General features: G+C 60.1%; 31 protein-coding genes and 1 other RNA gene. 21 read left to right on the plus strand and 11 right to left on the minus strand.

The genetic code is table 11. The features are described 5' to 3' along the window. The first annotated feature begins 147 nt into the window (after window positions 1–147). From H6866_09380 to H6866_09390, 3 genes are all read left to right on the plus strand, one after another. Complete coding sequence (locus H6866_09380; protein ID USO07600.1) at window positions 148–876, plus strand: DUF2497 domain-containing protein; 729 nt, start codon at window positions 148–150, stop codon at window positions 874–876. Window positions 877–993: 117 nt separating this feature from the next. Further along, the gene (locus tag H6866_09385) at window positions 994–1,503 is read left to right on the plus strand and encodes a hypothetical protein (GenBank protein USO07601.1); all 510 of its coding nucleotides are present in this window, start codon (window positions 994–996) and stop codon (window positions 1,501–1,503) included. A 31-nt stretch (window positions 1,504–1,534) separates the two neighbouring features. Continuing rightward, window positions 1,535–4,180, plus strand: coding sequence for a valine--tRNA ligase (locus tag H6866_09390; GenBank protein ID USO07602.1), 2,646 nt, complete (start codon window positions 1,535–1,537; stop codon window positions 4,178–4,180). A 75-nt stretch (window positions 4,181–4,255) separates the two neighbouring features. Here the strand turns inward: H6866_09390 and H6866_09395 are convergent, their stop codons facing one another. From H6866_09395 to H6866_09415, 5 genes are all read right to left on the minus strand, one after another. Continuing rightward, a complete protein-coding gene (locus tag H6866_09395; protein USO07603.1) occupies window positions 4,256–4,750 on the minus strand; it encodes an Hsp20 family protein in 495 nt (164 codons plus the stop codon). Window positions 4,751–4,931: 181 nt separating this feature from the next. Further along, complete coding sequence (locus H6866_09400; GenBank protein ID USO07604.1) at window positions 4,932–5,189, minus strand: hypothetical protein; 258 nt, start codon at window positions 5,187–5,189, stop codon at window positions 4,932–4,934. A 5-nt stretch (window positions 5,190–5,194) separates the two neighbouring features. Next, window positions 5,195–5,449 carry a 50S ribosomal protein L31 gene (gene rpmE / locus H6866_09405; GenBank protein ID USO07605.1) on the minus strand — a complete coding sequence of 85 codons (255 nt, stop codon included), beginning with the start codon at window positions 5,447–5,449 and terminating at the stop codon, window positions 5,195–5,197. 105 nt (window positions 5,450–5,554) lie between these two features. Beyond that, window positions 5,555–6,616 carry a class II fructose-bisphosphate aldolase gene (fbaA, locus tag H6866_09410; protein USO07606.1) on the minus strand — a complete coding sequence of 354 codons (1,062 nt, stop codon included), beginning with the start codon at window positions 6,614–6,616 and terminating at the stop codon, window positions 5,555–5,557. Between the two features lie 233 nt (window positions 6,617–6,849). Continuing rightward, entirely contained in the window at window positions 6,850–7,476 is a 627-nt protein-coding gene (locus H6866_09415; protein USO07607.1) for a MarR family transcriptional regulator, read from the minus strand. Window positions 7,477–7,595: 119 nt separating this feature from the next. Between H6866_09415 and H6866_09420 the strand changes: the two genes are divergently transcribed. After that, window positions 7,596–7,829 (plus strand): hypothetical protein, encoded by a 234-nt coding sequence (locus H6866_09420; protein ID USO07608.1) that lies wholly within the window; start codon window positions 7,596–7,598, stop codon window positions 7,827–7,829. A 167-nt stretch (window positions 7,830–7,996) separates the two neighbouring features. Here the strand turns inward: H6866_09420 and gap are convergent, their stop codons facing one another. Continuing rightward, window positions 7,997–9,001 carry a type I glyceraldehyde-3-phosphate dehydrogenase gene (gene gap / locus H6866_09425; protein USO07609.1) on the minus strand — a complete coding sequence of 335 codons (1,005 nt, stop codon included), beginning with the start codon at window positions 8,999–9,001 and terminating at the stop codon, window positions 7,997–7,999. A 133-nt stretch (window positions 9,002–9,134) separates the two neighbouring features. Then, complete coding sequence (gene tkt / locus H6866_09430; protein ID USO07610.1) at window positions 9,135–11,195, minus strand: transketolase; 2,061 nt, start codon at window positions 11,193–11,195, stop codon at window positions 9,135–9,137. Window positions 11,196–11,413: 218 nt separating this feature from the next. On the opposite strand from tkt, the gene H6866_09435 reads away from it, so the two are divergent. From H6866_09435 to H6866_09455, 5 genes are all read left to right on the plus strand, one after another. Next, window positions 11,414–11,626 carry a hypothetical protein gene (locus H6866_09435; GenBank protein ID USO07611.1) on the plus strand — a complete coding sequence of 71 codons (213 nt, stop codon included), beginning with the start codon at window positions 11,414–11,416 and terminating at the stop codon, window positions 11,624–11,626. 3 nt (window positions 11,627–11,629) lie between these two features. Next, on the plus strand, window positions 11,630–12,154 hold the full coding sequence (locus tag H6866_09440; GenBank protein ID USO07612.1) for a cell division protein ZapA: 525 nt from the start codon (window positions 11,630–11,632) through the stop codon (window positions 12,152–12,154). 91 nt (window positions 12,155–12,245) lie between these two features. After that, window positions 12,246–12,410: non-coding RNA, 6S RNA (gene ssrS, locus H6866_09445), on the plus strand. Window positions 12,411–12,446: 36 nt separating this feature from the next. Beyond that, window positions 12,447–13,028, plus strand: a complete 582-nt coding sequence (locus tag H6866_09450) for a 5-formyltetrahydrofolate cyclo-ligase (GenBank protein ID USO07613.1) — start codon at window positions 12,447–12,449, stop codon at window positions 13,026–13,028. A 71-nt stretch (window positions 13,029–13,099) separates the two neighbouring features. Further along, a complete protein-coding gene (locus H6866_09455; protein USO07614.1) occupies window positions 13,100–14,317 on the plus strand; it encodes a hypothetical protein in 1,218 nt (405 codons plus the stop codon). 8 nt (window positions 14,318–14,325) lie between these two features. Here H6866_09455 and H6866_09460 read toward each other — a convergent pair whose 3' ends face one another. Both H6866_09460 and H6866_09465 read right to left on the minus strand, forming a co-directional pair. After that, window positions 14,326–14,847 carry a hypothetical protein gene (locus H6866_09460; protein ID USO07615.1) on the minus strand — a complete coding sequence of 174 codons (522 nt, stop codon included), beginning with the start codon at window positions 14,845–14,847 and terminating at the stop codon, window positions 14,326–14,328. A 3-nt stretch (window positions 14,848–14,850) separates the two neighbouring features. Beyond that, entirely contained in the window at window positions 14,851–15,366 is a 516-nt protein-coding gene (locus H6866_09465) for a response regulator (protein ID USO07616.1), read from the minus strand. 65 nt (window positions 15,367–15,431) lie between these two features. Here H6866_09465 and H6866_09470 point away from each other — a divergent pair, with 65 nt between their 5' ends. The 6 genes from H6866_09470 to H6866_09495 all read left to right on the plus strand — a co-directional run bounded on the left by H6866_09470 (window position 15,432) and on the right by H6866_09495 (window position 19,893). Next, a complete protein-coding gene (locus tag H6866_09470; GenBank protein ID USO07617.1) occupies window positions 15,432–16,184 on the plus strand; it encodes a YebC/PmpR family DNA-binding transcriptional regulator in 753 nt (250 codons plus the stop codon). A gap of 184 nt (window positions 16,185–16,368) precedes the next feature. Then, window positions 16,369–16,860: a crossover junction endodeoxyribonuclease RuvC gene (ruvC, locus tag H6866_09475; protein USO07618.1), complete on the plus strand. Its 492-nt coding sequence runs from the start codon at window positions 16,369–16,371 to the stop codon at window positions 16,858–16,860. A gap of 27 nt (window positions 16,861–16,887) precedes the next feature. Further along, window positions 16,888–17,331, plus strand: a complete 444-nt coding sequence (locus H6866_09480) for a hypothetical protein (GenBank protein ID USO07619.1) — start codon at window positions 16,888–16,890, stop codon at window positions 17,329–17,331. A 180-nt stretch (window positions 17,332–17,511) separates the two neighbouring features. Beyond that, the gene (gene ruvA, locus H6866_09485) at window positions 17,512–18,138 is read left to right on the plus strand and encodes a Holliday junction branch migration protein RuvA (GenBank protein ID USO07620.1); all 627 of its coding nucleotides are present in this window, start codon (window positions 17,512–17,514) and stop codon (window positions 18,136–18,138) included. After that, window positions 18,135–19,160, plus strand: coding sequence for a Holliday junction branch migration DNA helicase RuvB (gene ruvB, locus H6866_09490; protein USO07621.1), 1,026 nt, complete (start codon window positions 18,135–18,137; stop codon window positions 19,158–19,160). Before ruvA ends, ruvB begins: the two co-directional genes overlap by 4 nt. Window positions 19,161–19,197: 37 nt before the next feature. Beyond that, entirely contained in the window at window positions 19,198–19,893 is a 696-nt protein-coding gene (locus tag H6866_09495) for a hypothetical protein (GenBank protein ID USO07622.1), read from the plus strand. Between the two features lie 106 nt (window positions 19,894–19,999). On the opposite strand, the gene H6866_09500 is transcribed toward H6866_09495, so the two are convergent. Continuing rightward, a complete protein-coding gene (locus tag H6866_09500; GenBank protein ID USO07623.1) occupies window positions 20,000–20,641 on the minus strand; it encodes a hypothetical protein in 642 nt (213 codons plus the stop codon). A gap of 29 nt (window positions 20,642–20,670) precedes the next feature. Between H6866_09500 and ybgC the strand changes: the two genes are divergently transcribed. The 6 genes from ybgC to H6866_09530 all read left to right on the plus strand — a co-directional run bounded on the left by ybgC (window position 20,671) and on the right by H6866_09530 (window position 25,589). Then, window positions 20,671–21,093, plus strand: coding sequence for a tol-pal system-associated acyl-CoA thioesterase (gene ybgC / locus H6866_09505; protein USO07624.1), 423 nt, complete (start codon window positions 20,671–20,673; stop codon window positions 21,091–21,093). A gap of 6 nt (window positions 21,094–21,099) precedes the next feature. Further along, the gene (tolQ, locus tag H6866_09510; GenBank protein ID USO07625.1) at window positions 21,100–21,852 is read left to right on the plus strand and encodes a protein TolQ; all 753 of its coding nucleotides are present in this window, start codon (window positions 21,100–21,102) and stop codon (window positions 21,850–21,852) included. Then, window positions 21,853–22,299: a biopolymer transporter ExbD gene (locus H6866_09515; protein ID USO07626.1), complete on the plus strand. Its 447-nt coding sequence runs from the start codon at window positions 21,853–21,855 to the stop codon at window positions 22,297–22,299. A 61-nt stretch (window positions 22,300–22,360) separates the two neighbouring features. After that, on the plus strand, window positions 22,361–23,320 hold the full coding sequence (locus tag H6866_09520; GenBank protein ID USO07627.1) for a hypothetical protein: 960 nt from the start codon (window positions 22,361–22,363) through the stop codon (window positions 23,318–23,320). A 267-nt stretch (window positions 23,321–23,587) separates the two neighbouring features. Next, entirely contained in the window at window positions 23,588–24,928 is a 1,341-nt protein-coding gene (tolB, locus tag H6866_09525) for a Tol-Pal system protein TolB (GenBank protein USO07628.1), read from the plus strand. A gap of 67 nt (window positions 24,929–24,995) precedes the next feature. Continuing rightward, on the plus strand, window positions 24,996–25,589 hold the full coding sequence (locus tag H6866_09530) for a hypothetical protein (GenBank protein ID USO07629.1): 594 nt from the start codon (window positions 24,996–24,998) through the stop codon (window positions 25,587–25,589). 126 nt (window positions 25,590–25,715) lie between these two features. Here the strand turns inward: H6866_09530 and H6866_09535 are convergent, their stop codons facing one another. Further along, on the minus strand, window positions 25,716–26,207 hold the full coding sequence (locus tag H6866_09535; GenBank protein ID USO07630.1) for an RNA pyrophosphohydrolase: 492 nt from the start codon (window positions 26,205–26,207) through the stop codon (window positions 25,716–25,718). Between the last annotated feature and the right edge of the window lie 29 nt (window positions 26,208–26,236).

The following is a 26,236-nucleotide window of genomic DNA, read 5'->3' on the forward strand; positions in this document are numbered from 1 at the left end:
TTTATGTCTTCTGCGCATTGACGCCGCGACCGTACAGCCGCGATAATATCTCTTAATAACTTTGGGCAAAGGTCTTGTCGCCCTTTGACAAGCCTTTGATAACCTTTTTAAGTCGAACGAAAGATAAGCAAAGGCAAGTTTTCGCGAATGGCCGAAACCCGCAGCGATCAGGAACCGTCGATCGAGGAAATCCTCGCCTCGATCCGCGAAATCATCTCCGACGACGATGCCGTCCAGCAATCGGCGGGCGGCGACCAGGAATCCGCGCCAGCTGCTGCGGAAGCTGCATCTGCACCTGCACCGGTTGCCAAGCCTGCCGCACCCGCTGCCGAAACAAAGAAATCTGATCCAGCCCCAAAACCCGCCGCTGCGCCCCCGATGGAGGGTATGGCGGACGAGGACGACATCCTCGATCTTGGTAGCTTCACCGAGCCCGAGAAAGCGGAAGCCGCCAAGGAAAACAGGGTGGATCCGCTGGCTGGCATTGATCTGGAAATCGCCAAGGAAATGACCGTCGATTTCACGGAACCCGAGCCTGAACCTGAACCTGAACCGGAACCGGAATCGGAGCCCGAACCGGTCATGGAAGCGGAGCTTGAACCGTTGCCCGAACCCGTATTTGAATCTTCGGATATGGCTACGGATGACTCGCTTTTGACCGACGCCGCGAAATCCGCATCGCTCGACTCGCTGACCAGACTGGCCCAGAACATTGCCATCAGCCGGGCCGGGAAGGGGGGAACCTTGGAAGACATCGTCCGTGACATGCTTAAACCCATGCTGCGCGAGTGGTTGGACCGCAACTTGCCCCCGATGATCGAACGCATGGTCGAGCGCGAGCTGGAACGCATGGTCAAGCAGGCCATGGATCGTTAAACCCCTGCTTTTTCAATCCTGAAATCAAAAAAATCTTGAAGCCTTTCGCCGCACGAGCGTAGGCTTGAAAGATTGATGCCCGGACCAACGGGTGCGAGTTGAACAGGATATTACGATATGACCAATCCGGTTTTTGCCGCCCGCTATGTGGGCACGAATGGCGAGCAGATATACCCTGTGCGTGTGTCCTTCGCGCGTGTCGCGCGCGCCCCAAAGCCCGCCAATTGCCAGTTCGCTGGGCGTGCGCTGGCGTATGCGGCGATCCATCCCAAGGTCTTGCGCACCGACGCGCTGGACACAGTGCGCGTGCTGGCTTGGGCCGATCCGCAAAACCCTGGCAAGCATGTAGTAGGCTTTCTGCATGAAACATGGACGCCCAGGGGGTTGTCCGGCACAACGCCGAAAACCATGACGCTCTACGAACATCAGCGGTTTTCTGACCCTGCAGCGGCCCTGAACGCCTGTGACGCGCTGGCGCTGAACAACACCTATTCCCAGATCCATGCGCTGTTTGGCCAGGCCGTCCGGGTAACCTCCGACCCGGGCGACCTGCCTTTCCTGCGTCCCCTTCACTGGTGTTCGGTGCATGACGTGCGTGCCGGGCGGCCTTTCGCATTAAAAGGTTGATTTTTCGCCGCCGCTGCCCGAAAAACGGGGCATGACACTCGACAAGACTTTCGACCCCCCCGCCATCGAATCCCGCCATTACGAGGATTGGGAAAATTCCGGCATCTTCGCCGCGAACCCCGAAGGCAACGCGCATCCCTTCACCATCATGATGCCGCCGCCCAACGTGACCGGGTCCTTGCACATGGGCCACGCGCTCAACATGACGTTGCAGGACATCCTGACGCGTTACTGGCGCATGAAGGGGCACGACGCGCTGTGGATGCCCGGCACCGACCACGCGGGGATCGCGACCCAGATGGTCGTCGAGCGCCAGCTGGAGGCCGAGGGGCAAAGCCGCCGGGAAATGGGGCGCGAAAAATTCCTCGCCCGCGTTTGGGAATGGAAGGCGCAATCCGGCGGCACCATCACGACGCAATTGCGCAAACTTGGCACCACGCCTGACTGGAAGCGCGAACGCTTCACGATGGACGAAGGGCTGAACCGCGCGGTGCTAAAGGTCTTTGTCCGGCTTTACCGCGAAAAGCTGATCTACCGCGACAAGCGGCTGGTCAACTGGGACCCGAAACTTCAGACCGCCGTTTCGGACCTTGAGGTCGAAAGCCGCGAGGTTAAAGGCCATATGTGGCACATCGCCTATCATATCGAGGGGGACAAGGCGCGCACCATCACCATCGCCACCACCCGCCCGGAAACCTTGCTGGGCGATACGGCGGTGGTCGTCAACCCCAATGACGAACGCTACCGCGATCTGATCGGCAAATCCGCGATCGTGCCCATCGTCGGGCGCATCGTGCCGATCATCGGCGATGAATATGTTGACATCGAAACCGGCACCGGCGCGATGAAGGTCACCCCTGCGCATGACTTCAACGACTTCGCGCTGGGCAAAAAACACAACCTGCCGATGATCCCGGTGATGGATAAAAACGCCTGCATGAACGAAAACGTGCCCGAGGAGTATCAAGGCCTCGACCGTTATGCCGCGCGCAAGAAAATCCTTGCCGATCTCGAAGGCGCCGAGGAGCTGGTCAAGGTCGAGGATCACGTCGCGAAACTACCCTACAGCCAGCGTTCCGACGCGGTGATCGAACCGATGCTGACCGACCAGTGGTATGTCGATGCCGCGACGCTGGCCAAGCCAGCGATCGAGGCGGTGGAGCAGGGCAAGACCGTCTTCGTCCCCAAACAATGGGAAAACACCTATTTCGCGTGGATGCGTTCGATCGAGCCGTGGTGCATCTCGCGCCAGCTCTGGTGGGGTCACCAGATCCCGGCATGGTACGGGCCGGATGGAAAAATCTTTGTCGCGGAATCCGAAACCGATGCACAAAAAGAGGCCGATGCGCATTACGGCGAACCGCGCACGCTCACCCGCGATCCCGACGTGCTGGATACGTGGTTTTCCTCCGCCCTGTGGCCGTTTTCGACCCTTGGCTGGCCGGATCAGACGCCGGAACTGAAAAAATACTATCCCGGCGATGTGCTGATCACCGGTTTTGACATCATTTTCTTCTGGGTCGCGCGGATGATGATGATGGGCATCCATTTCATGGGCGATGTGCCGTTCAAGACGGTCTACATGCACGCGCTGGTCCGCGATGCCAAGGGCCAGAAAATGTCCAAGACCAAGGGCAACGTCATCGACCCGCTGGAATTGACCAAAACCTACGGCGCAGACGCCGTGCGCTTTACCCTGTGCGCGATGGCGGCGCAGGGGCGCGACATCCGCATGTCGGACAAGCGCGTGGAAGGCTACCGCAATTTCGCGACCAAGCTTTGGAACGCCGCGCGCTATCTTGAAATGCACGGCGCGAAACCCGAAACGGGCTTTGATCCCGCCGCCGCGACCCATGTCCTCAATCGCTGGATCGTCGGCGAAACCGTCAAATGCGCGGGCGCGATCGAAAAGGCGCTTGGGGATTACAAATTCAACGATGCCGCGGGTGCGATCTACGATTTCGTCTGGGGCACGTTCTGCGACTGGTATCTGGAACTGACCAAGCCGCTGCTTGATAGCGAGGCGGGGGCCGAGATCAAGGCCACCGCCGCCTGGGTGTTCGACCGCATACTGATGATGCTCAATCCCTTCATGCCCTTCATTTCCGAAGAACTGTACGCCGGCATCACCGACCGCAGCGGCGAACGGCTGATCGCCGCGCGCTGGCCAGAATTCGCATTCACACCCGACCAGGTCGCGGCAGCGGAAATCGCGCAGCTTCAGGCGATCGTCTCCGACATCCGCTCGGTGCGCACCGACATGAACGTACCCGCGGCGGCGATGCTCAACCTACAGGTGCGTGGCGCAAAACCGGACGACACGGCGATGCTGGCGCGGCACGATGCGGTGCTCAAGCGTCTGGCGCGTCTTGAAACCGTGACCATGTCCGACGCCCCGGCGCCCAAGGGCGCGATTCAAAGCATCGTCGGCGCGCTGACATTGGTTTTGCCGGTGGCCGAGTTGATCGACATCGACAAGGAACGCGCGCGCCTGAAGAAGGAAATCGAACGCCAGACAAGCGAATTGAAAAAAATCGACGCCAAACTTGGCAACGAACAATTCGTCGCCAACGCGCCCGAGGAAATCATCACCGAACAGCAAGGCCGCAAGGCCGAGGCGCAGGCCGTGATCGCCAAGCTTTCCTCGGCGCTCAAGGCCATCGGCGAGGCGGCGTAGGGATAAGAACCCCGCCCCGGCAAGGGGGTTGCCGGGACGGAGCCAAGAGCAGCTTCAAACGTTTGACGTTTTTCTTCAGGCCGCTTTTGTCGGGTTCAGGGCTTCGCGCGCCCCACCTTGAACCAAGGCGTCCAGCAAGCCCTGCTTGACCGCGATTTTGCGCGGCTTCAGGCGTTCGGGAATTTCGCGCACCAGATCGACGTTCAGCATTCCGTGTTCGATGCGCGCGTCCTTGACCTCCACATGGTCGGCCAACTGGAAACGCTGCTCGAAGGCGCGGGTGGCGATGCCGCGATGCAGATAAGTCTTGCCGTCATCCTTCGACGTTTCTTTTTTCTGGCCGCGCACGATCAGCGTGCCGTTTTCGACATTGATATCCAGATCGTCCTGCCCGAACCCGGCCACGGCCATCGAAATCTGGTACGAATCCTCGCCCGTTTTTTCGATGTTATAGGGTGGATAGGCAGCAGGCTGGGCGTCAAGCATCGAGGCCAGACGGTCGAAACCGATCATCGAACGGAACAGCGGCGAAAAATCGAGATCGCAGGTCGCAAGTTGATTGCGTGTCATTTTACATCTCCTTGGTTTAAGCGAGTTGTGTTGTCGGCAGGCCCTCAAGCGGCACCTGCATGAACGCATACTTACATCCGATAGGAATAAAGTCAACAATAAATAGGAATTAATACATCCATATGTTTTAAAACAAAAACGCCGCCCGAAGGCGGCGCGAAGAAATGCGAAATAAAAACGATTACTGTACCGGCGGGGTCCAACCTGAACAGACCGGCGGGTTGTTCAGGATATAGGTGGGGTCGCTGGAATCCGAACGGCGCACGCAGTAACTGACCGCGCCGGTCGTGGTGTTGACCCGCCACGCATAGGCGGCGGAACCCGAGGCCATCATGAAACCTGCACCGCGCGATTGGCTGACCGCCGGGCTAAGCGCCGCAAACACGATCGCGCAGGCGGTCACGAGTGTGGAAGCGAACAGGGCGAGGGGCCATTTCATTCGGCTTACTTGCCTTTCGTGCCGTCCTTGGCGGCGCCGCCCACGGCGCCGAAGCCGGCAAAGCGTTTTTCGAATTTCGACAGCTGGCCTTTTTCCATGACCCGGCGCTCGCCGCCCGTCCAGGCCGGGTGCGATTTCGGGTCGATGTCCAGCTTCATGACCTCGCCTTCCGCGCCCCATGTGGAATAGGTGTCGTATTCGCTGCCGTCGGTCATGACGATCTTGATCTTGTGGTAATCCGGATGAATGTCTTGCTTCATAAGTAACTCCTGAATTCTCTGGCGGTTAATTAGGCGGTTTGCCGCGCAAAAGCAATGTTTTTTTGCAAGCCGCGTTGCGAGGCCGGTCTTTCCGTAAACGGTATATCAGGCCGCCAGCGACTTGCCCGCGCTGCGCAGGTCGGCGAAAGCCTCGTCCAGCCGTGCGACGATGCCCTTTTCCCCCTCGCGCAGCCATGCGCGCGGATCATATTCCTTCTTGTACGGCTTGCCCGTATCCGGGTCGATCTGGTGCTGGAACGCCTTGGCGTGCGCGCCGACATAGGCGCCGACCTTTTCCGAGAACGCGAATTGCGTGTCGGTGTCGATGTTCATCTTGAAGATGCCATAGCCCAGCGATTCCGCGATCTTGCCCTTTTCCGACCCCGACCCGCCATGGAAGACGAGATCAAGCGGGTTGGCGCCAAGCCCGCGTTTTTCCGCGACCAGAATCTGGCTGTTTTTCAGGATTTCCGGACGCAACTGAACGTTGCCGGGGCTATAGACGCCGTGCACGTTGCCGAACGACGCCGCGACCGAGAAATGCCCGATAGAGGCAAGGGCGTCGTAAGCGGCCAGCACGTCTTCCGGCTGGGTGTACAGCCGCGCGTTGTCGACATGGTCCGAACCCACGCCGTCTTCCTCGCCGCCGGTGCAGCCCAGCTCGATCTCAAGGCTCATGTCGATCGCGGCCATGCGCTTTAAAATCCGCGCGGATTCGGTGATGTTATAGGCCAGAGGCTCCTCTGAAAGGTCGAGCATGTGCGAGGAAAACAAAGGCCGCCCGGTCGCCTTGTAATGCGCCTCGCCGTGGTCGAGCATCCCTTCCACCCACGGGATCAGTTTTTTGTTGGCGTGATCGGTGTGCAGCACGACGCAGATACCGTATTGCTGCGCCATCAGATGGACATGCCGGGCGCAGGAAACCGCGCCCAGGATTTTCGCCTGCAGCGAATCCGGGCAACCCTTGCCGGCAAAGAATTCGGCCCCGCCGTTCGACAGCTGGATGATGACGTCGGCCTTGTTTTTCGCCGCTGCCTCCATCACCGCGTTGACCGTGTTGGTTCCCACCACATTGACCGCGGGCAGGGCGTATTGCCCTTGTTTGCAGGCGGAAAGAAGCGTCCGGTATTCGGCACCGGTGACGACGCCGGGTTGCAGTTTGGCCATGACGGGATCCCTGTCTTTGTTGCGTATGCTGATCGAAATAAAAAACCGCCAGCACTTTCGCGTTGGCGGTCCGTCTTGTCAATGCGCGTGGCGCGCGAAGCCTTACGGCGCGACCGGCTTGGGCTGTTGCGGCGCGATTTTTGCCACCGTCATCACGGCGACCGGCTGCTGCCCGCCCATGTTGTCTGCGGCAAAGCGGATGGCTTCAAGAGCCTTGGGTGTGAGCGTATAGGTCATGTGTTGTCCACTATTCCTTCTTCAATCAGATTGCGTATCGCACGCTGGTCTGTCGTCGGCGGCCCGTCATAAAGATTGTTTATGATGTCGCTGCGCGACGCTTCGCCCTTAAAACCTACCGCCAAAAGGGCCTTAAGCTCCCTTAACGAAGGCATATGCTTATGAAACAAACCAATAAACCTGTGCAAGATATTTTTCAAGGCCTCATGCTGTTGCCCAAAGGGGCGCAGCGCCAGTTGCAGGTGTTTATGGGTATAGGTGCTGGCATGCAGCGCGTGTTCGCGCGCGTCCAGCCGTCCTTCGGTGCGGGTGATGCAGCCATGCCCCCACAGCCAGTCCACATTGCGTGAAACGACCGATTTTTCAAGGTTTAGCCGCTCGCCGATGCCGTTTTGCGTGGTGTTCGGGTGCTGGTCGATGTCCAGAAGGATCATCGCCCGACGCAGGGAAACCGAGGGGTCGCCGGTCGCATCGACCAGATGGTCGACCGTTTCCGCCAGCGTCAATACATCCTCGCGCGCCGGAATGTCGGCTTTTGCGCTCCGGCTTGCTTCCGTTTCCGCCAGCGAATCTGCCGCGCTGACGGGGGGAGAGGGTGGTGCGGGGCGATGCGCCTCGGTCATAAACACTTCTTAACCGTTAAATGAGAGAATCTAAAGGCAAAACAGGCATATTCCATATCATAACACAAAATTTGCCGATTTTATGAAAATATGTAAAGATTGAAAGATAACAAATGAAAATGTTCAGAAACCCTGTGGAAATCGGCACCATGCGTGAGAAATTAACGGCCATTCAGCTTGCTGTATTGACGCTTGTCGGTGCGGCGACCTTTGCGGTGATGGTGTGGGCCATGGGCATCGATATGGCGTTTGAAATGCTGGGCTTCCTGACCATGGCCAGCGGCGCGGTCGCGGTACTGGGTGTGAAGCCGGTGCCGCTATACCGGGTCCACCGCCACAAACCGCATCACTGAAGAATAGCGTGCCTTTCCGCCATTGCGAGCGCGCGAGCGCGAAGCAATCCATACCGCGCTTGAAATTTCACTTTGCATGGATTGCTACGCCTGGCCTTCGGCCCGTCTCGCGATGACGGATTTTCTAACGGTTTCGTGTTGCTCTAAAGGTTCAACACGTTGGACTTTCAAAGTTTTCCAAGCACCGTCGCGGTATCCAGCATCCGGTTGGAGAAGCCCCATTCATTGTCGTACCAGCTCATCACGCGCACGAAATTGCCGTCGATGACCTTGGTCCCCTCCAGCGAGAAGATGGAGGAATGGGGGTCGTGGTTGAAATCGCTGGAAACCAGCGGTTCGGCGTAATAGCCCAAAATGCCTTTCAGCGGGCCGTCTGCCGCCGCCTTGATCGCGGCGTTGATCTCGTCCTTCGTGGTGGCTTTGCCGGCCGTGAATTTCAGGTCGACCACCGAAACGTTGGGGGTCGGCACGCGCATTGCCATGCCGTCCAGCCTGCCGTTCAGTTCCGGTAAAACCTTGCCTACCGCTTTAGCGGCACCAGTGCTGGTCGGGATCATGTTCAGGGCCGCCGCGCGCGCGCGGTGCAGATCCTTGTGCGCGGTATCCACCGTGCGCTGGTCACCGGTATAGGAATGGATGGTCGTCATGTACCCTTTTTCGATACCCACGGCTTTGTTCAGGACCGAGGCGACAGGCGCAAGACAGTTGGTCGTGCACGACGCGTTGGAAACGATTTTGTGTTCGGCGGTCAGCTTGTCATGGTTGACGCCATAGACGACGGTGATGTCCTCGTCCGTCGCGGGGGCGGAAATCAGCACCTTGCGCGCACCGGCGGTCAAATGCGCCGACGCCTTGTCGCGCGCGGTGAACACACCCGAACATTCCAGCGCGACGTCGATTTTCAAATCGCCCCACGGCAGCTGCGCCGGGTCTTTCTGCTGGAAGGACTGGATGGTTTTGCCCTTGATGACCAGATCGTTGCCCGCCACTTCGACCGGGTGGGGGAAGCGCCCATGTACGGAATCGTATTTCAGCAAATGCGCGTTGGTGGCGGCGTCGGCCAGATCGTTGATGGCCACGATCTCGATATCGCTGCGCCCGCTTTCATACAGCGCGCGGGCGACAAGGCGGCCAATGCGTCCAAATCCATTAATCGCTACGCGTACAGTCATTTTTGTTTCCTTTTTCTGTGTTGTTTTTTTACCACTAAGAACGCTAAGGCCCGCCAAGCGCCGCTAAGTTTTTTCATTTCTTAGCGCAACGCAGCGAAGCGAAGCTCGGCGCTCTCGGCGGTAAAAACATTGCCTACCTTTTTGCAGCACCGGCAATGGCCGCCGCCGTAATTCCGAAATGTTCGTACAGTTTCTGGTATGGCGCGGACTCGCCAAAGCCTTTCATGCCGATGAAGATGTCGGAGGGTTTGAGGTACTTATCCCAAGGCTGGCGGATCGCGGCCTCGACGACGATGCGGCGCGCGCTTTCGGGGCCGATGACCTCGCGCCTGTACGCTTCATCCTGTTTCTCAAGAAGTTCAATACAAGGCACTGATACCAATTGAACTTTTATGCTTGAGGATTGCAGCTTTTCATACGCCTCATACGCGATCGATACCTCCGAGCCCGAGGCCATCAACACCAGATCGGGGGTGCCTTTATCGAAGTTTTTACGCAGGATATACCCGCCTTTTCCACACAGGTTTGCGTGGGTCTTGGCGGGCAGGGTTGGTGTGGCGGCTACCTGCCAGGACTCTGCGTTACGCAAAGTCGGCAACGCCTGCCGGGTCAAGGCGAAGACGGAAGGACCGTCGATGCGCTCCAGTGCGACCTGCCAGCATTCTGCCGTTTCCACCGCATCGCCGGGGCGCATGACAAAGCAATTGGGGATGGCGCGCAGGGCGGCCAGATGCTCGACCGGCTGGTGCGTCGGTCCGTCCTCGCCCAGACCGATGGAATCGTGGGTCATGACATGGATGACACGCGTCTTCATCAGCGCGGCCATGCGGATGGCCGGACGGCAGTAATCGGAAAAGGTCAGGAACGTCCCGGCATACGGAATGACTCCGCCATGCAGCGCCATGCCGTTCATCGTCGCGGCCATGCCGTGCTCGCGCACGCCGTAATGGATGTATTGCCCGCCATAGGCGCCGGGTTTTACGACCTCCGTACCCTTCTTGTATGTGTTGTTGGACGGTGTCAGGTCGGCCGACCCGCCGACCAGTTCCGGAACCGCCGCGATCAGCGCGTTCAGCGTCTCGCCGCTGGCCTGCCGCGTGGCGTTTTTCACAGGCTTGTCCAACAGTTCTTGCACAAGTTTGTCCACAACCAGGCGTACGCGGCCCGAAACATCGGGGTTGAACGCCGCGTCAAAGGCATCGCGCTGACCCGATTTCTCGTGCCGCACCTGCCACGCCTTGCGCATCTGGGCATTGCGTGCGCCGGCTTCGCGCCACCAGGTCAAAATCTCGGCCGGCACCTCGAACGGCGCGTACGGCCAATCCAGCGCGGCGCGCGCGCCCTTGATCTCGTCCTCGCCCAGCGGGCTGCCATGCGCGCCCGACGTGTTGGCCTTGTGCGGCGCGCCGTAACCGATGGTGGTCTGGCAGCGGATAAGGGACGGCCTGTCGGATTTTTGCGCCTTGGCGATCGCGGCCTCGATCGCGTCGAAATCGTGCCCGTCGATGGTTTGCACGTCCCAGCCATAGGCGGTGAAGCGCCCGGTCGGGTCCTCGGTATAGGACAGGCTGGTCGGCCCGTCGATCGAAATGCCGTTATCGTCGTAAAGCACGATCAGGCGCGAAAGCTTCATATGCCCGGCCAGCGAACAGGCCTCGTGGCTGATGCCTTCCATCATGTCGCCGTCCGATGCGACGACATAGGTAAAATGGTTGACCAGCTCGTCGCCGAAACGGGCATTGGTGATCCGCTCGGCCAGCGCGAAACCGACCGCGTTGGCGATGCCCTGTCCCAGCGGCCCTGTTGTGGTCTCGACGCCGATCGCGGGGTCGTGTTCGGGGTGGCCGGGGGTTATGGAATGGAGCTGCCGGAATTGCTGGATCTGCGCCAGCGTCATTTTCTCGTAACCCAACAGATAGGCGAGGGAGTACAAAAGCATCGAGCCATGTCCCGCCGACAGGATAAAGCGGTCGCGGTCGGGCCATGTCGGCGCCGCCGGGTCGAAATGCATGAATTTGGTGAACAGCACGGTGGCCACGTCCGCCATACCCATCGGCATGCCGGGGTGGCCGGAATTTGCCTTTTCCACCGCGTCCATCGAAAGCGCGCGGATGGCGTTCGCGTATTTGCGCATCGGATGCGCGTCAACGGCGCGGGCAGGGGCGTGGGCTTGGGCAAGGTTGGTGGAGGCCATGGGTCTAACCTAACGTGCTTTTGTCGGTGAATGATGGCCTGAAACATAATGCCCGCGCCGTGGCCTGTCCATACGCTTCCGCCACCATTCCACCGGCGTGGTAAGGGGGCGTCACGCAGTATCCGTGGATGAATGCTTTCTTTTCTGGACAAGCGGTTTAGCCGCCGTTATTCGTGTTTCTTATCAGCAAAACGAAAATGCAAAAAATTGGTGGGGTCATGGACCTGCAAGATTGTCTTGATCGCCTGACGGCGGCGGTAGGCGAATTGGAGAAAATCGCGGCGCACGCGGACAACGACGTCCGCGCCCGGCAGATCGACCTGTTCGGCGGTGCGCCGCGCAAACTTGCGGCCGACAACACGCTGGTCGCCAAAACGCTCGACCGCACCATCGAGCGCGTGGAAAACCTTTTAAAGGCAGGGAGCCGTTAACCGATGTCCAAGACCACGATCACCGTCAACAACCGCCCGTTCACCATCGCCTGCGACGACGGGCAGGAATCGCGGGTGCAGCAGCTTGGCGCCTATGTCGACGAACGCTTCAAGGAATTGCAGCAGGCCGGCGCCGCCCCGAACGAAACCTATGGGCTGGTCCTGACCGCGCTGGTGATTGCCGACGATATGTTTGAAAGCCGCGATGCCGCACAAAAGGCGGCGATGCAGGCCCAAAACGCGCAGGCCGCCCCGGCTGGGCCCACGCAGGAACAGATCGACGCGCATATCGCGCAGGTGACGCAGGAAATGGCCCAGGGCTATGAACGCCGCATCGCCGAAATGTCGGCGGAAATCGACCGCCTGCGCCGTGAATCGGCACGCAATTCCTCCAACGTCACGGACATAAATCGCGCGCGCGAGGAAGCCGAGGCGAAGATGCAGGCGCGCGAGGCGGAAATCGCCAAGGCGGTCGACAACCTGACCGACCGCCTCGAAACCGTGGTCAAAAAACTCAAACGGGCCTGAACCCTCCGCCGGGCAGAAGCCTCCCAGCCATGGGAAGTTGGTATTCCACGAAACAAATTGGAAAAACCGCTGCCGCGCGGTATATCTGTTCCCGAAGCTGCGGGGCAGGTGCAGGTACCAACATCCCTCGGGCCGATAATTGCTACTTTTGGGAGCTGTCCCTTGCGCGGGCCTTGGCCTGCGTGATACGGCGCCCACCTGGTCAACCGGGCTAGTAGTGGATTTGATGCATACCCACGGCTTTCGTGGCTTCACTTGTTTTTTTACCGGCGTTTCGCCATCCTGAAAACTGATGGACGACCACCCTTCCGAAAAACAGCGTTTGCGCCGCGGCGCGCACGCAAAGGCCGCCGATAGCGGGGTCGAGCGCCACCGCCTCGACCGCGAACTGGCCGACCGCTTTCTGGCCGCCTTTCCGCCGGATCCGTCCAAAATCCTGTCTTTTTTCTGGCCCATGGCGCGCGAATGCGACACCCGCCCGATCGCCGAGGCCTGCCACGATTCCGGCATGCGCTGTACCCTGCCGGTGATCCGGCAGGACGGGACGCATGGTCTGGTTTTTCGGCTTTGGCAACGCGGCGCGCCGATGCGCAAATCGCGCTTCGGCACGATGGAACCTCTGCCGCAGGCCGAACGGCTTGAACCGAACATCCTGCTGGTCCCGCTGGTGATGGTGGACATGCAGGGCAACCGCCTTGGGCGCGGGGCGGGGCATTACGATGCGACGATCATGGAACTGCGTGCGCGCCGCGACATCATGGCGATCGGCGTCGCCTATGACTGGCAGGTGTCCGAGGAATCGCTGCCGAGCGAGGCGCACGATGCCCGCCTCGACGGGCTTGTCACCCCGACGCGGGTGATCCTGTTCCCGTAAAATCGCAAATAATTGACATAAATAAAAGTCTGCGCTAGCCATGGTTCTTTCCAATCGGGACGAGGGCAAAAATGCTGGCTGAAATCGCGCGTGAGTTTTTGGAAACCGCCACAGAACGTGTGGTCACTATGTCGCTGACTATTGAGGCGTATGACCGGCGTCTGGCCGCGCTTGCCCGCATCGCCGCCGACCCGGAATTCGTGACCGAAACCACCGACCACGAAGCCATCATCGAACGCGCCGTGGCCGCGGGTTTCACGGAAGGCGGGGATTCATGGGCCAAAGACTCGGAAACGGCAAAGTTTTTGGCGCATTGGGGTGATCTTGTGCGCACGGTGGCCAGACGCAAGGCGGACGAGGCGATCCGGGTGTTGCAGCTTGACCGCCGCCATCTGTTCGAGAACATTTTTTACACGCGCGTAGAAGAACCGGGCATACGCCACACTGACAGCGATCGTCGCTATGACATCTGGGGCAAGCTCCAGCAGCACGCGGTTTTCTGGAGGGATGATGCATTCGGTGACGCCAGTGCCCAGCATTTTAATATCCTCAATACCATCACCGATCAGGTGCGGCAGAAAACACCGGGCACCAGCGTGGTCGATCAGGGCGGGGACCGCGGCTTTTTTGTCGCGATCAATCTGGCGGCAAAACGCCGGGCAGTCTATTTCCGGGGGCTGGCCAGTGCATGTTTCAGCCAAAATCTATTAACGCATGACGGTATATACAAATTGCTTGGTTTTTTGAACAAGGCAGTCCAAGGGGACTTCACGGACACTGTATTTAATCGGGCCGTCGAGACAGTTTCGGGAGATTTTAAAAACCCGGATGCCGATCACTTAGACAGGCAACGTATACGGAATGTGATTGCCGAGCAGTGGAGGTTTAGTGCGCCGGCCGAAAGTGTGTCACATTTTGCAAATCAGGTTCTGGGATCGGACCGCCGCCAACAACGAGGGCCGAGTCTGGTGATGCAATTCAGAGCGGCCGTACAGGCGGAAATCGATGAATCGCGGCGCGCGTATGAAAACACGCGCCGTCCCACGCTGCAAAAAGGTGTGGAGGCGCTGTTGAAAGCGTTCTTAGGAAACGATCGCACGATGCTCAAAGACGCGACGCTGGCGGATATCGAATGCGCGGTGGATAACACGATTGACGTGCATGGGTGGCGCTGGCGTTCTCGACCGGATCGGTCCGGGCGGGAACAGGCGGTGACGATTCTTTGGGATGCGCTCAGCAAGCTCCGCGATCAGAATAAGGGCTGGAGCCAGCATCGCCACAGGATGTAAATACCGTCCTACGGCGCGTATTTCTCGTAAAAGCGTTTGCATGCCTCGTCCAGCGCGCTGTACAGCTCGGACCCATGTTCGCTGATTTCCTCGGCGCCTTCGCCCATCAGCATGATCGCCTGCAGCGCGTTGATGAAACCGTTGATGACGTCCAGCGCGTCGTGGTTCGGTTCGTGCAGGAATTCCAGAAACCGCACCAGCCGCCCGGCAACCGCGGTGATCAGCGGGTATCCGAACATGCCGCCATTGGCCTTCAGTTGCATGGCGGGGTACAGCATGGTGACGATCAGGGTTTCGTCCTCGATCGCGCCGCGCTGTAACTGCGTCATGCGCAAACCTTCCTGTAGCGCGGTCAAAAACCGCTGCCCGATCGGCAGGAAATCTACATTCGAGGTTTCGATCAGCTTTTGCGCCTTTTCAAGGATGCGTTCGTCCAGCCCGCCAGCCCCGGCCTTGACCTTAAGCGTATTGGGCGGGGTGATGAATTCGGCGCGGCGCAACGGTTCGCGGTTCATGTCGGGTCCGGCCATGGCCTAGTCGTCCTTTCCGGTCAGGCTGTGATCGCTGGTCCGCCGCCACGGGCCGGCGAAATCGTCGAATTCGCGCACGCGGCGCCGATCTGGCCCGAAAAATCCCGGCGCGCGCACGAACTGGCGCGGGCGCTCGATGACCTGCGCGATGCGTTTATACAGGTCGCGCGCCTGAAAGGGTTTGACCAGAAACTCGCTCACCCCGGCATCGCGCGCCTCCTCGACGCGCTTTTTCGCGGAAAATCCGGTCATCAGGATGATCGGCACGAAAGGCGAGGGCGACCGTGGTTCGGTCCGGATCAGGTGCGTAAGCTCGATTCCGTCCATCGGCTTCATCATCCAGTCGGCGATGACGATATCCGGGTTATGGCGGCAGAACAGGGTAAACCCTTCCTCCCCGTTGCGGGCCAGAATGACCGAGGATACGCCAAATGTCTCAAGGATCGACTTGGTTAAAAGCGCCATGGGCTGGTTGTCTTCGACCACCAGCACGGAAATATTCTGGAACTGATAGGGCATTGTGCATCCTGAGCATTGAAAAGAGCATTCCTAGAAATTATAACCGAAGGCCGAAGGTAAGGACAATGGCAGGCCATTCCCACGCAAAGAACGTCGCCCGGCGCAAGGAAGCCCAGGGCAAGAAAAAAGCAAGCCTCTTTGGCAAGATCGCGCGCGGCATCACGGTCGCGGCCAAGGGCGGCGGCCCGGACCCGGACATGAATCCGCGTCTGCGCATCGCCATCGCCAAGGCGAAAGAGGTCAGCATGCCCAACGACCGCATCAAGCGGGCGATTGAACAGGGCCTGCCCGGCGCCGCCGATGGCAAGGATTATCAGGAAGCGCGCTACGAAGGATACGGCCCCGGCGGTGTCGCCGTGGTCGTCGAATGCCTGACTGACAACGTCGCGCGCACCGTGGGCGACGTGCGTCTGGCCTTCACCAAATTCGGCGGCACGCTGGGCACGGCGGGCTCGGTGTCCTTCATGTTCGAGAAACTGGGCGAAATCGCTTATCCCGCTGCCGCAGCCGGGGCCGATGCGATGTTCGAGGCAGGAGTCGAGGCAGGGGCCCAGAACGTCGAAAGCGACGACGAATACCACAGCATCCACACCGCGATCACCGATCTGGCCGCGGTAAGCGAGGCGCTGGAAGGCAAATTCGGGCCCGCCGCCGAATCGGGACTGATCTGGAAGCCGTTGAACCCGCACCCCGTGACCGCGCTTGAAGCCGCGCAAAACCTGATGAAACTGATCGACGCGCTGGAAGACAACGACGACGTGCAGGACGTTTTCACCAACATGGACCTGCCCGACGATCTGGCTGCGCAACTGGGCTGATCGTTGAGGATGCGGGTGAATTTTCCCGCAGTCATGGCGAGGATGGCAAGGCCCGACATGGCAATCCATACGACCCATGGATTGCTTCGCTCCCGTTGGTTGCTCGCAATGACGCGGTAACGGTCTTTTTCTATCGGCAATGAATCTATCGCCTGTTGTGCCGAACGATGGTTGAATGGGCGGGATGACGTCCGTCCGCATTCTTGGTATCGATCCAGGCCTCAACCGCACCGGTTGGGGCGTGATCGATTATACCGACAACCGGTTAAGCTTCGTGGCCGGCGGTTGCATCCATCCCGACGCGAGGGCGCCGATGGCCATGCGGCTGGGCGAAATCGACCGCGGCCTTGCGGCAGTGATTGCCGAATGGACACCGGATGAGGCGGCGATCGAGGAAACCTTCTCCAACACCAACGCGGCCTCCACCCTCAAACTGGGCATGGCGCGCGGCGTGGCCTTTGTCGCACCGGCGCGTGCGGGGCTTGTGGTGGGCGAATATGCGGCCAACACGGTCAAAAAGGCGGTGGTCGGCGCCGGGCACGCGGGCAAGGAACAGGTGCAGGCCATGGTCAAGATCCTGCTGCCCAAGGCCAGCTTTGAAATCGCCGATACCGCCGATGCGCTGGCGGTGGCCATCTGCCATGCGCATCACAGGACATCCAATAATTTGACATAATAATAAAAACCGGGCATGATCTGCGCCATGACACGCAAATCCGCCGCCCTCGCGCTTGCCCTTGCTGCCGCGCAAATCACGCCCGTAAACGCGGGCAAACTGGCCCAAATGGAACAGATGGAGCCGGTACAGCCGGTGATGCGACTGATCGAACACCGGTTTTGTGACGGCAAGAAAGGCATCCTCGCCAGCGGTATCGTTGTGTCCGGTCCGCTGCCGCTAAAGGCCGGAAGCATTCTGCGCGACGAACTGAACAAATCAAAAAATGTCATGGATCTCGCGATCGAGAGCGATTTCGCCTACCTCTCCGGCGATGAAAAGACCGCCAGAAATCCGCTGAACAGGTATTTCGCCACCCTCGCCAAGGCAGTCGAAAAACGCACCGGCAAGCGTGTGAAGATCGAACTGGTGAATCCGCGTTTCAAGGAAGATGGTCCCTGCGTTTCGCAACGCAAGCTCGCATTCATCTGACGGCTTACAAAAAAGCCGTCTGCGGGCAAAAGCCGGAATCCACCGAAAAAAACTGAATAAACCCCGTGTCGCGGTTGGCCTTGCAGCCTTGCATGTACGCCATGGCCGGAAATAGCAAATTTTTGCGGATGCACGTGGATTGAGGCTGTCATTTGCGAACAAACCGGGTACGCTGGTGCCATGATTGGCAAATTGCGCGGCATTATCGACCAGATTTCGGGAAACCAGATCATCCTCGACGTGGGCGGGGTGGGATATGTCGTTCAGGCGGGCGCGCGCACGTTGGGCGCCGTCGGCGGCGCGGGCGAGGGCGCGACCCTGCTGATCGAAACCGTGGTGCGCGAGGACGCGATCACCCTTTACGGCTTTGCCGACGCGGCCGAACGCTTCTGGTTCAAGACCCTGACGACGGTACAGGGCGTGGGGCCGAAAGTGGCCCTGTCCATCCTTTCCGCCTGCACGCCGGATCAACTGCAACTGGCGATCGGCGCGCGCGACCACGCGCCGCTGACGCGGGCCGAGGGCGTGGGCCCGAAACTGGCCCAGCGCATCGTCATGGAACTGAAGGACAAGGCGGTTGCGGCGCTGCCCGCGATCGCGCTGCCCGCGTCGCCTGAATCGCGGCAAAAACGCGCCAAACCCGCCAACGATGCCGCGAACCATGCCGAGGATGCGGTTTCCGCGCTGGTCAATCTTGGCTATGGGCGCTCGGACGCGTATCAGGCGGTGAACGCCGTCATGCAGCGCGGCGAGGCAAGCGATCTTTCCGCCATCATCTCTCTTTCACTGAAGGAGATCGCGGCATGAGGGCCGAGGCGCTGAACGTCGAAAAACAGAATGGCGATGCCGAGGACGTGGCCCTGCGTCCGCGCGCGCTGGCCGAATTCACCGGCCAGAAACAGGCGCGCGAGAATCTGGCCGTGTTCATCGCCGCCGCGAAAAAAAGGGGCGAGGCGCTGGACCACGTCCTGCTGCACGGCCCGCCGGGGTTGGGCAAGACGACTTTGGCCCAGATCGTCGCGCGCGAACTGGGCGTCGGGTTCAAGGCAACCTCAGGCCCCGTCATTGCGCGGGCGGGCGATCTGGCCGCGATCCTGACCAATCTGCAACCGATGGACGTGTTGTTCATCGACGAGATTCACCGCCTCAACCCGGTGGTCGAGGAAATCCTGTACCCCGCGATGGAGGACCGCAAACTCGACATCATGATCGGCGAGGGGCCGTCCGCCCGCAGCGTCCAGATCGACCTGCCGCCCTTTACGCTGGTGGCGGCGACGACGCGTTCGGGCCTGCTGACCACGCCATTGCGCGAACGCTTCGGCATTCCGCTGCGTCTGGAATTTTATACCCACGACGAACTGACGGGCATCGTCGCCCGCGCCGCGAACATTCTGGGCGCACCGCTCGATACCACCGGCGCGCGCGAAATCGCCCGCCGCGCGCGTGGCACCCCGCGCATTGCCGGAAGGCTGGTGCGCCGCGTGCGCGACTTCGCGCAGGTCGGCGGCCATGCGCTGATCACCGCGTCCGTGGCCGATGACGCGCTGCGCCGCCTTGATATCGACGCGGGCGGATTGGACGCGATGGACCGGCGTTATCTGGCCACCATTGTCGATCATTACGACGGCGGGCCGGTGGGCATCGAAACGATGGCCGCGACCTTGTCCGAGGAACGCGACGTGATCGAGGACGTGATCGAACCCTATCTGATCCAGCAGGGCCTGATCCAGCGCACCCCGCGCGGCCGCTGCGTCGCGGCGGGCGGTTACCGCGCGCTGGGCCGCGAGGCACCCGCGCGCCCCGCCGCGTCCGACCTGTTTACGGAATAATTTGCATAAGCAAAAAAACTTGTGCAAGCTGCTTGGCATGTCTGTCATCACGCTTACTGATCCGCGCCCCGAAGCCATCGCGGGCATAATCGCGCATATGGGCGTGAATGCCCTGCACGTCACCAACGGCACCTATGCCTATGCCCGCGAACAGATCCTGCCGACGATGCTGGCGGGTTTTAAGTTTATCGACGATCGGTTTTTAAACGACGGCGCGGGGTTGTTGATCGCGGTCAATTCCGACGCGTCGATGCGCGACATGCTGGCCGCGAAGGGCGCAGGCGCGGAAGAATTCGCAAATCTGGAACCGCAGGATGAGCGTGCGGCCAAGGTCGCCCCCGCGCTGGCGGCGCAGTTTCCGGGGCGTCGTGTCTTTGTCTGCTTTTATGACCAAGCCGACCCGCGCGATCTGTATTTCGGTTTGTATCAGTCAGCGCGGGTATGTCTGCGCTCGCTGCAAAAATGGGGTTATGGTGCTGCCAGAACCTCGAAGCCCATACTGGGTGCCGAATATTTTGAAAATGTCTTCAGCTTCCCTTTGCCGCAATCCGTGGCGGGCCTAATGCCGGTCGCGTGGGACGTCACGCCGGAAGGCGCCACGCGCAGAGACTATCTTGCCGTCGACCTGACCCGCGCGGTGGGCCGCCATGGCCGCCCCTATATTTCCGCCGGCAATCAGGTGCTGTTTCCAGTCCTGGGCCCCGCCGCGCGCCCCGCGGCCCTGAAGCTTTAAGGGCACCCATCTTCCTGTCATGGCGAGGAGGGGTCGAAGCCCCCATTCCCTTTCATCACTGCGAGGAGGGCGAAGCAATGATGGCATGCGCAAAAAGTTTTTCGGATCAGACCATGGCGGGCGCGGTTCCTGCCGACAGCTTTGCCCGGACCCTGTTATGCGCTTCTATTCTGTCCCAGTGCGCCGCAACGCGATGCCGTGTCTTGGTTCCCACATAACCGGGCAGCAAATCGGCGTGACGCGCCCACACATCGGCCAGCTTCGCCCTGTCCGATATCCCAAGAATGGCGCAAAGCCGGGCCATGTCGCGGATATCCTTTGGCTCGACCCAGGGAAACTCGCGCAAAAGCTTGAGTGCGAGCTGCGGTTCAGGTTTAAGCAGATGGACGCGCAAATTCGGCTGACGCAAAAAGCGGGCGGGCAGGGGCGCGAAATAGCGGTCCCGTTCGGCGACAAACGGCTCAAGGGACACCGGGTTGAGATGCAGCCATTCGCCCGGATTTATGGGCTTCAGGCGCCGCATCACGCCAATGTCACGGGCGGCCCAGCCCATTTCTATGCGCGTTTCTCCATCCGCGACATAGGCGTCGATGTCGCGCGCGACGCGGGTGAAGGTTTCAGACAGACAAAAACCGGCCCCGCCGAAAACATGCATGTCCACAGGTCCCGGAATCATTGGGGCAATCCCTTGCGCAAGGTCGTCCAGTAGCGTCAGTATGGTGCGGCGGGTCAGGATTTGTTTTTGCATGGCCTGGTTCAATCGTTTGCTGGAACATTATGAAAAAAGATAATCGGGCGCAACAAATTTTCACCCACCCCGTGCGCATCTATTACGAGGACACGGACGCAGGCGGAATCGTCTATCACGCCAGTTTCCTGCGCTTTACCGAACGTGGGCGCTCCGAATTCCTGCGTGCCCACGGTATCAACAATTCCGACCTTTTGCCCGGCCATGGCTTTCACTTCGTGGTGCGGCATATCGCGATCGATTATCTGGCGCCGGGGCGGCTGGACGACGAACTGGTCGTGGAAACAAGTGTTGTTGACCTTGGAAATGCCTCATTTACCATGCAACAAACGATCACACGGGACGGGCAGGCCATCGCCGACATGAAGGTGGTGCTGGTCTGCGTCAACGCCGCCGGCAAGGCGGTGCGCGTCCCCGAAATGCTGCGCACCATACTGGAAGCCAAAGGATAAACACCCATGACCGCCGCCGCCACCATCCCCGACCGCGCCGTCGACGCTGCCGTACTGGCCGGTTCCGTTTCGCACAATCTTTCACCCTTCGGCCTGTTCTGGAACGCGGACATCATCGGCAAATGCGTGATCCTGATGCTGATCACGGCCTCGATCTGGTGCTGGGCGATCATTTTCGACAAGCTGCGCACGCTCAAGGCCACGCGCCGCCGCGCCGACAAGTTCGAAGAGGCGTTCTGGTCCGGCGAACCGCTGGACAAGCTGTACGAACGCGTGCGCCAGTCGCGCCCGGACCCGATTTTGAAAACCTTCCTCGCGGGGATGGAGGAATGGCGCCTTGGCATGTCCGATAACAAGGGTGCGGGGTCCGAGGCGCTGGGCACCAACCTGCAACAACGTATCGAACGCGCGATGTCGGTGATGATCGGGCGCGAGATGGAAAAACTCGAACGCTCGATGACCTTTCTGGCCAATGTCGGCTCCGCCGCGCCGTTCATCGGCCTGTTCGGCACGGTGTGGGGCATCATGCGCTCCTTCACCGCCATCGCGGGGTCCAAGAACGCCTCGCTCGCGGTCGTCGCGCCCGGTATCGCCGAGGCGCTGTTTGCCACCGCCATCGGCCTTGTCGCGGCCATTCCGGCGGTGATCGCGTACAACAAATTTTCCTCCGACCTCAACCGTTATAACGACCGGTTGGAAAATTTCGCGACCGAATTCTCGGCCATTCTTGGCCGCCATTTGACTTCAAGGACGAAATAAATGGCGTTCAAGGTCGCGCAGAAAAGCAGGGGCGGGCGTCACCGCCGCAGCGTGTCCGCTGAAATCAACGTCACGCCGCTGGTCGACGTGATGCTGGTGCTGCTGGTGATTTTCATGGCCACCGCGCCGATGCTTTCGGCGGGCGTGCCGGTGGACATTCCGGAATCGCAGGCCGGCGCGATTCACGAGGACGATCAAGGCCCGATCGAGGTGGCGTTGACCGCCACCGGCCAGATTTACGTGGGCGAAACCCCGGTGACGCAGGACCGGCTGATCGAGCTTCTGGAAGCGATGACCAAGGACAACCCGGACCGCCGCATTTTCCTGCGCGCGGACAAGGAACTGAATTACGGCGACGTGATGCGCACGCTGGGTGCGATGAATGCGGCGGGCTTCGGCAAAATCGCCCTGATCACCCAGCAAGGCGTGACCGCCCCCCGCAAATAATGGATTTTTGACCCAAAACGACCCAAATCAGGCCATAATCGGCGTTTAGGCTATACCACGCATGAACATCACCGCCACGGCCATGTCAGGACCAGAAAGAAACGCGCAGGCGCGCTCCATGCGCTCGCCGCTGATGGCGTCGCTGGTTTTTCACCTGTTTCTGATTTTGCTGTTTTCGGGGGCGTTCTTCTTTTTCTCCAAACCCACGGTCGTGCCGGACGAACCGATGGCCGTCGAAATCCTGCCCGTGGCTGACACGGCGCAAAGCAACGTGGCCGCGCCCGTCGCCCGCGAAATGCCGAAGGTCGAACCGAAGGAGGTCAAGGACGAACCCCCGCCGATGCCCAAGGCGACTGAGCAAAAAATCACCCCCAAAGCGGAAAAGCCCAAGCCCACGCCCAAGGTGGAATCCGACAAGTTCGAGGAAATTCGCCCCAAGGACGCGCCCAAACCGGTGAAAAAGGCCGAAATCGCCGAGAAAAAGGCACCGCCGCCCAAGCCGGTCAAACAGCCGGAAGTCAAAAAACCGGCCGAGGCGAAAAAGGATGAGGTCAAGAAAGACCAACCCAAGGAGGAGGACGCCGAGCAGTTTTCCTCCGTCCTGAAAAACCTTGTCGGGTCCGAGGATGCGCCCCCGCAACCCGACAGCGTTCCGCGCGACACCCCGCGTCAGGCGCCGCAACTGACCGCGCCCGCGCCGCTGGGCCAGCAGCTTACGATGTCCGAGATGGACGCGCTGCGCAGCCAGCTTGCCCAATGCTGGAACGTCATTGCCGGTGCGCGCGACGCCCAGAATCTGGTGGTCGACGTTGACGTCACCGTGGCCGCCGACCGCACCCTGATCGACGCCAAGGTGTCGGACCAGCTGCGTTATAATGCCGACCCGCTGTTCCGTGCCGCGGCGGATTCCGCGCTGCGCGCCCTGCGCGCGCCGGGTTGCACGCCGCTTGACCTGCCCCCCGGCAAATACGACCAGTGGAAATCGATGACTATTTCTTTCGACCCCAAAAACATGTTTTGACGTTGGTTGGCGCGCGCCGCAAGGCGGCTGAATAACACACCCGCTTAAAATGATTTGTTATCGGCTTCGTCCGTCATACCCCGGCTTGTCCGGGGTATCCATCGCGACACCACGTCAGACGCAAGCCAAGTCAGGCGCCGACGCCACACGATGAACTCCCCGCCTTCGCGGGAAATGACGGGCACGGGGAATCACGGGAACGTGATCTTGAGGACAAAACGCCCACGGCGTTTCATATTCTGGTCATACTTCCCCGATATCGCTAGGATGACAAAACCTATGAGGATTCGCCCGATGCGTAGATTCGCCGCCCTGTTCGTTTTCCTGTTGGCCCTGATGCCGCTTGCCGCCCGTGCCGAGCTGAAGGTCAGCGTTACACAAGGCCGGGTCGAGCCGATGCCGATCGCCATTTCGCCCTTTATCGGCGACGGGCCCAACGCCGCGCTGGGCAAGCAGATTTCCGACGTTGTTTCGCACGATCTTGAATCCTCGGCCCTGTTCCGTCCGGTCAACCCGGCTTCCTTCATTCAGGACGCGCGTTCCGCCGCGCTGGACGGTCCGCGCTTTGCCGACTGGAAACCATTGAATACGCAGGCGCTGGTGACCGGCGCCGTTACTGCCGCGCCGGATGGCCGCCTGCGCGTCGAATTCCGCCTGTGGGACGTCTATGCCGAAAATCAGGTCGACGGCATGGCCTATACCACGACGCCCCAGAACTGGCGGCGCATCGCGCATATCATCGCCGACAATATCTTCAAGCGTCTGACGGGCGAGGAAGGGTATTTCGACACCCGCATCGTCTATATCGCGGAAAGCGGCCCGTACAATAACCGCGTCAAGCGTCTGGCGATCATGGATCAGGACGGGGCCAACCACCGTTATCTGACCGACGGGTCGTATATGGTCCTGACCCCGCGCTTTTCACCCAACGCGCAGGAAATCACCTATCTGGCCTATGTCAACAACCGCCCGCGCGTGTACCTGTACAATATCGACACCGGGCGGCAGGAGGTTCTGGGCGATTTCCCCGGCATGAGCTTCGCGCCGCGCTTCTCGCCCGACGGCAACGCGGTGGCCATGTCGCTCGCCACCAACGGCAATACGGACATTTACCTGATGGATCTGCGTACCCGCCAGCTCCGCCAGATCACCAACAACCCGTCGATCGAAACCGCCGCCAGCTTTTCGCCCGACGGTCGGCGCATTGCGTTTGAATCCGACCGTTCCGGCAAACAGCAAATCTACACCATGAATGCCGACGGTTCGAACCAGCAACGCATCACCTTCGGCGATGGTCGCTATGGCAACCCGGTCTGGAGTCCGCGCGGCGATTTGATCGCCTTTACCAAGATGCAGGGCGGCAAATTCTATATCGGCGTGATCAAGCCGGACGGAACGGGCGAACGCCTGATTACCTCCGCCTATCACGTCGAGGGGCCGTCATGGGCACCCAACGGCCGCTACCTGATTTATTTCAAGGAATTGCCCAACGCGACCGGCGGACGTACGTCAAAGGCCTATATGATCGACCTGACCGGGTATAACGAACGCCAACTGCCCACGCCGGGGGATGCCTCGGACCCGGCTTGGTCGCCGCTCAACCCCTAAAAGCGCAATTATATTTGACATAATCAAAAAAATGTCATAAAAATGCCTGTCAAAAAAAGGGCAGGCCATGATTGCGAGAATAGTAGACGGCGCGGAATCCGATCCGCAATTCGATCCGGAAAAAACGCTCAAAGGTTATACAGCAAAGCAAATCGAAGAAATCCGTAAAGACGGCATTTTCACGGGCTATCATCAGGCCGGACAGGAGCATCGCGCGAATTTCCGGCGCCAAATGATTGCTTCCGTGTTTAGCGCGGGCGCGTTGGCGCTTGCCGCCGGCCTGAGCATCGGTTATTTCATGCGTCCGGCGCGGGTTTCCGCACCTGAAGCAGCCCCCAAAATAACGAAAACGCAAACGCAAGCGCAAGCGCAAGCGGCCAGACCGGCAATCGCTACGCTTACGCCGCGCGGCTGTTTCGGCGTTGCTGCGGGCTTCATCCCGGCGCCGGCGGCTGATTTCTCGACCTACACACTGCGCCGTCAAATTGACGATCGAGAAGCCCTAAAATCTACACCGAACGATACCGCGCCTGCCGCGAAAGCCCCTGCCGCGCCGGCGCCCGCCCAATGGCTGCTGCTGGACGCGAAATGGCCGCATAAGCCGGCGTTTGGCGGCTATCGCACGGCCATCTCGGTACCGGGGAATTTTCCCAGACTTTAGTGTGTTTCCTTTTTAGGATGATGCGGGTTTTGCCCGTCATGCCCCGACTTGTTCGGGGCATCCACTGCTCCAGATGTCCGGCATCCGTCGTTTCGCGCATACCAAACAATGCGCGCCTGATGACGCCTAAAGATTGCGTTCCAGCACCGGCGTGAACTCGCGGATGACTTCCTCGTATGTCGCGCGCTTGAACGGCACGATCAGCTCGCACACCTGCGCCAGCGGCACCCATTTCCAGTTGGAAAATTCGGGGTGGACCTTGTCGTACAGGGTGATTTCGTGGTCCTGCCCCAAAAAACGCAGTGCGGCCCAGCGTTGCTCCTGCCCCTTGTACCGCCCGCTCCACAGCTTGCCCAGCAGGTGGTCGGGCAGATCATAGGTCAGCACCGTGTCGGACACATGCACGACCTCGGCCTTGTCGGTGCCCGTTTCCTCGCGCAATTCGCGGATCGCGGCCTGTTCGATGGTTTCGCCTGCGTCGATGCCGCCCTGCGGCATTTGCCATGCGCCCGGGTGGTCCAGTCTTTCCCCGACAAAGACCAGTCCGTCCGGATTGAACAACACGATGCCGACGGATTGGCGATAGGGCAGCGCCCTTAACTCCTCAATGGTTTTCATGGGGCAGAAGGATAGGCCCGCAAGCGCCT

Source organism: Rhodospirillales bacterium, from assembly GCA_023898805.1.
GTDB lineage: Bacteria > Pseudomonadota > Alphaproteobacteria > Micavibrionales > UBA1664 > UBA6145.